The sequence below is a fragment of the Candidatus Melainabacteria bacterium RIFOXYA2_FULL_32_9 genome (assembly GCA_001784615.1).
GTDB lineage: Bacteria > Cyanobacteriota > Vampirovibrionia > Gastranaerophilales > UBA9579 > UBA9579.
Genome location: MFRQ01000141.1, coordinates 1 through 5,337, shown reverse-complemented (window position 1 = coordinate 5,337; position 5,337 = coordinate 1). Strand labels below are relative to the sequence as shown.

At 34.5% G+C, this 5,337-nt stretch carries 4 protein-coding genes; all 4 read left to right on the top strand.

Annotation, left to right across the window (positions count from 1 at the left end):
* Positions 1-120: 120 nt before the first annotated feature.
* The 4 genes from A2255_03510 (at position 121) to A2255_03495 (ending at position 5,206) form a co-directional block, all read left to right on the top strand.
* Entirely contained in the window at positions 121-2,628 is a 2,508-nt protein-coding gene (locus A2255_03510; GenBank protein OGI17725.1) for an ATP-dependent Clp protease ATP-binding subunit ClpC, read from the top strand.
* 30 nt (positions 2,629-2,658) lie between these two features.
* The gene (locus A2255_03505; protein ID OGI17724.1) at positions 2,659-2,997 is read left to right on the top strand and encodes a hypothetical protein; all 339 of its coding nucleotides are present in this window, start codon (positions 2,659-2,661) and stop codon (positions 2,995-2,997) included.
* Positions 2,998-3,016: 19 nt separating this feature from the next.
* Positions 3,017-3,922, top strand: a complete 906-nt coding sequence (locus A2255_03500) for a hypothetical protein (protein OGI17723.1) — start codon at positions 3,017-3,019, stop codon at positions 3,920-3,922.
* A 72-nt stretch (positions 3,923-3,994) separates the two neighbouring features.
* A complete protein-coding gene (locus A2255_03495) occupies positions 3,995-5,206 on the top strand; it encodes a phosphopentomutase (protein OGI17722.1) in 1,212 nt (403 codons plus the stop codon).
* Positions 5,207-5,337: the final 131 nt, after the last annotated feature.

The following is a 5,337-nucleotide window of genomic DNA, read 5'->3' as shown; positions in this document are numbered from 1 at the left end:
TGAAGTGAGAGAAAATTATAAAATAAATTTTATTTATACTTAGTTATATAAATGTTTGAGGGTTAAGTCCAGAGAATTAATATCAAAATAGGCATCAATCTTATGGGAGATTCATTATAAATGTTTGAAAGGTTTACAGAAAAAGCTATTAAAGTAATTATGCTAGCTCAGGAAGAAGCTCGCAGGTTAGGTCATAACTTTGTTGGTACTGAGCAAATACTATTAGGTTTAATTGGTGAAGGAACAGGAATAGCTGCAAAGACACTAAAAGCAATGGGCGTTAATCTAAAAGATGCTCGTGTTGAAGTTGAGAAGATTATTGGCAGAGGATCAGGATTCGTTGCAGTTGAAATTCCTTTTACGCCAAGAGCTAAGCGTGTTCTTGAATTATCTTGGGATGAAGCAAGACAGTTAGGCCATAATTACATCGGAACCGAGCACTTGCTTTTAGGGTTAATCAGAGAAGGTGAAGGAGTTGCAGCCAGAGTTCTTGAAAACCTTGGTGTTGACTTGAATAAAGTTAGAAGCAACGTAATTAGAATGTTGGGTGAAACCAGAACAGGTGCTAGCACAACAACAAGTCAAAGTGGTAGAAGCAAAACCCCAACCCTTGATGAATTTGGAACCAATTTAACTCAAGCTGCACAAGAACAACGTCTAGATCCTGTTGTGGGCAGAGAAAAAGAAATAGAAAGAGTTGTACAGATTTTGGGTCGTCGTACCAAGAATAATCCTGTATTAATTGGTGAACCTGGTGTAGGTAAAACTGCAATTGCTGAAGGTTTAGCAAATAGGATTGTTAGTGGGGATATTCCTGAAATTTTAGAGGATAAAAGGCTTGTGCAGCTTGATATGGGTCTTTTGGTAGCTGGCACCAAATATAGAGGTGAATTCGAAGAAAGACTCAAGAAAATTATGGATGAGATCAGGTCTGCCGGAAATGTAATTCTTATTATAGATGAATTGCATACTTTAATTGGTGCAGGAGCTGCTGAAGGTGCTATTGATGCAGCTAATATTCTTAAACCTGTACTTTCAAGAGGAGAGTTACAGGTGATAGGTGCTACAACTCTTGATGAATACCGTAAGCACGTTGAAAGAGATGCTGCACTTGAAAGAAGATTTCAGCCTGTATTTGTTGATCAACCGTCAGTTGAAGAAACAATCGAGATTATTCGTGGTCTGAGACATAGATATGAAGAACACCATAAGCTTATAATCTCTGATGCTGCGATTGAGACTGCTGCTAGATTGTCAGATAGATATATAACAGATAGATTCTTGCCTGATAAAGCAATTGATTTAATAGATGAAGCAAGTTCAAGAGTTAGACTCCAGGCAAGTTCGCTTCCTCCTGAAGGAAAAGAAATTGAAAAAGAATTTAAGCAGGTAATTAAAGATAAAGAACAGGCTATTAGAAATCAGGAATTTGAAAAAGCTAGCCAACTTAGAGATATTGAGGCTGATTTAAAAGAGAAAATCAGAGAAATCTCTCAAAAATGGAAGGCTGAACAAGAAGCTAATAAAGCAGTTGTAACAGAAGAAGAGATTGCCTACATTGTTAGCACTTGGACTGGTGTTCCTGTTACTAAGCTCACCGAAGGTGAAAGTGACAGGCTGCTTAAGCTTGAAGATACTTTGCATCAAAGAGTTATTGGTCAGCATTCTGCTGTAGTAGCTATATCTAAGGCTATAAGAAGGGCAAGAGTAGGGCTTAAGAGTCCTAGTAGGCCAATTGGTAGCTTTATATTTAGTGGACCTACAGGTGTGGGTAAAACTGAGTTAGCTAAAGCACTTGCTGAATCTATGTTTGGCTCTGAAGATAATATGATCAGGATTGATATGTCTGAGTTTATGGAAAGACATACAACTAGTAAGCTTATCGGTTCTCCTCCAGGATATGTTGGATACAATGAAGGTGGTCAATTAACCGAAGCTATTAGAAAGAGGCCTTATTCTGTAGTTTTATTCGATGAAATTGAAAAAGCTCATCCTGATGTATTTAATTTATTATTACAAATCCTTGATGATGGCAGATTATCTGATTCTAGAGGTAGAGTAACCAACTTTAAGAATAGTATTATAATTATGACCAGTAACGTTGGCGCCAGATCATTGGAAAATACATCGAAATTGGGTTTTGCAGTAGCTGATGATGAAGAAAAAGACAGATATGAAAGAGTCAAAGATACAGTATTGGAAGAAATGAAAAAAGCCTTCCGTCCTGAATTCTTAAATAGACTCGATGATATTATTGTATTCTCACATCTAACAAGAGAAGAAATTAGGCAAATTGTCGATATAATGCTTACTGATCTAATTAAGAGAATACGTGGTCAAGAGTTGTTGCTTGAAATTCCGAATGAGGTTAAAGATTTTCTCTCTGATGAAGGTTATAGTCAGACTTATGGTGCGAGACCTCTTAGAAGAGTTATCCAAAGAAGAATTGAAGATCCTATTGCAGAAGAAATCCTTACAGGAATATACAAAGAGGGTGATATTATTAAGTTAGGTCTTGATAATAAGAAAGTTACCTTTGAAAGACTTTCTGGAGTTGCAAAGCAAACAGATGACTCAGCAAAAGCTCCAGATAAGGATGAAAAAGAAGATTCAAAAGTCGAATCTTAATAAGGTTACAAATAATTCGGAAAAATAAATATGGAAAATATTAATTTAAGCCTTGAAAATTGGGATAAATTGCTTAGACACCCAAGAATAGGTGAGATTCTTGTACAGCATAAAAAAATAACTATTCACCAGTTGGAGAAGGCTCTCAAAGAACAAGGGCTATTAAAAATTCCAGTTGGGCAGATTTTATTGCAGATGAAATTCATTACAAAAGATGAGCTTCTCGAGCTATTAGAATTACAAATTGGTATTAGTAAAATGTTAAATGAGAGTTTTGATGAACTTAAAAACTCAAATAACAAAGATCAGGTTAATAACTTAATTGAAACATTGGATTTGAAATTGGATTCTGAACCTGATCTTCATTAAAATCAAAGATCAGGTAAAAATGAGAAAAAAAACAATTTTAACTTCACTAATACCTTCCTGGGAACTAGCATTTTTATTGTTGATAGTTTTGATAGCTTTGGTGTTATTTACTTTGACTAGTATGTCGGATATAGTAGCACCATTTTTTACGTGGATAAGACAGATTTTGTTTGAGGAAAATGTACAAGCTGAGTATAATTTTCAATCCGTATTAATCTTAAAATTCTTGTCATTAATTGCATTGCTTTATCTTACATTTGTTTTGTACACGGTTGTATCAGCAATATTGACGTATAATTCATTTAAATCAGCTGCCGGTAGTCTTTATCATCAGGAATATAGGTTAGGAGATATAGCTTTTAGAGCATTGAGCTGGAATTTTAGCCGATTATTTTTAGTTTTTAAGTCTCCATTGGTGCTTAGTGTAATTAGCTTAGTTTTATTCTTGTTAAGTACCTTTTTGTTTAACTTTTTGCTTGTTATTGCAGGAATTAGCTTAGGAATTACTGTTTTTCTTGTTACTTTTGTCGGTATTACGTTGCTATTTGGATTCGTTGTTTCTCTGGTAATGTCTGTATGGTATATGCTGACTTCAGCATTTGGAATGGAAATAGCTCTTAGTGAACCGGGATTGTCAAATGCAATAATAAAAGCACGCTCAAGAAAGCTTGCTTTTGTTAAACGTCAAAATATTTTCTTGTTTGCGGTAGGATTATTTTTTATATTCTTATTAATTACCCAGATTATGAGTGTGGTTTTGTTTAAAGACAGTATTAATTCAGAAAATGCACTTGTTATTTTGTTAATAGTTTTATTTGATGCAGCTTTCTTTATTGGATTGAGATATCTGAAGGCCCATTGCTATGTTGATTCACTGTTGTATCAGTATAATAAAATTAGGGTTATAACAGGAAATACAGTTTAAAACATTAAGGGCTGGTCATGGGAATAAGATTTAACTAAAATAAATATATATAGTTAGTGGGAATGAATGTTTATGAAAAGAGCTATCATTGTAGTTATTGATGCTTTAGGGGTGGGAGCTATGCCTGATGCTCCTAAATATGGTGATTTATTAGACTGTAATACCTTGGTTAATGTTGCTAAATTTAATAAAGGGCTTAATTTGCCTAATTTTGAGAGATTAGGACTGGGTAATATAGATAGAATTGAGGGAGTTAATCCTACAGATAAACCATTAGCAGGCTTTGGTAAAATGCTTGAAGTGTCAGAAGGTAAAGATACGACTACCGGGCATTGGGAAATGGCGGGATTAATACTTGAAGAAGGTTTTAGGACTTATCCTGATGGATTTTCATCAGAGCTAATCGAAGAATTTATAGAGAAAACCGGATGTAAAGCTATCCTTGGAAATTATCCTGCATCTGGAACGGCTATAATTAATGAGCTTGGTGATGCTCATATTGAAACAAAGTATCCTATTATTTATACAAGCGCAGATAGTGTATTCCAGATTGCTTGTCATGTAGGTGTAATACCGCTGGATACACTTTATGAATGGTGTATAATTGCAAGAGAGATCTTAGATAAAGGTTATAATATCAGTAGAGTTATAGCAAGGCCATTTGAGGGTGTTAGTGGAGATTATAAGCGTGTATCAGCCGCCAGAAGAGATTATTCTGTTCCGCCGATTGGGTCTACAATTCTTAATAAAATTGTTGAGAATAATGGAAGGGTTATAGGAATAGGAAAAATAGAAGATATTTTTGTAAAGTCGGGTATTACTCACGCTGTTCATACTGGAAGTAATTTAGAAGGCCTTAAACTTACTTTGCAAGCTATAAGAAATGAGTTAAATCTTGGTGAAATTGCCATAAATCCAGAAAAAATTACAAAAAATTCCGATAAAGATTTAATATTCACTAATTTAGTTGACACGGATATGCTTTATGGGCATAGAAATGACCCTGTAGGTTATGGAAATGCTCTTAAGGAAATAGATTCTTACTTAACTGATATTATCAACTCGGTTACAGATAAAGATTTATTGATTATTACTGCTGATCACGGTTGTGATCCTACAACCCCGGGAACAGATCATACAAGAGAACAGGTTCCTGTTTTGATTTATAATCCAATTATTGAAGGACATAATCTGGGAGTGAGGGAAACTTTTGCAGATATTGCGGCGACTGTAACAGAATGGACTGGCATTGCTTATGATGGCCCTGGAAAATCTATGCTGTAATTAGTAATTTAATAATAAATTAGGTGCTTGATGAGAATATTATTAATGATTATTAGAAAATTTCTAAGAAGCTGTTTTGTTAAAAACATTTTTTGAGGGAAATCCTTATCATAGCTATCCTTACAATATTT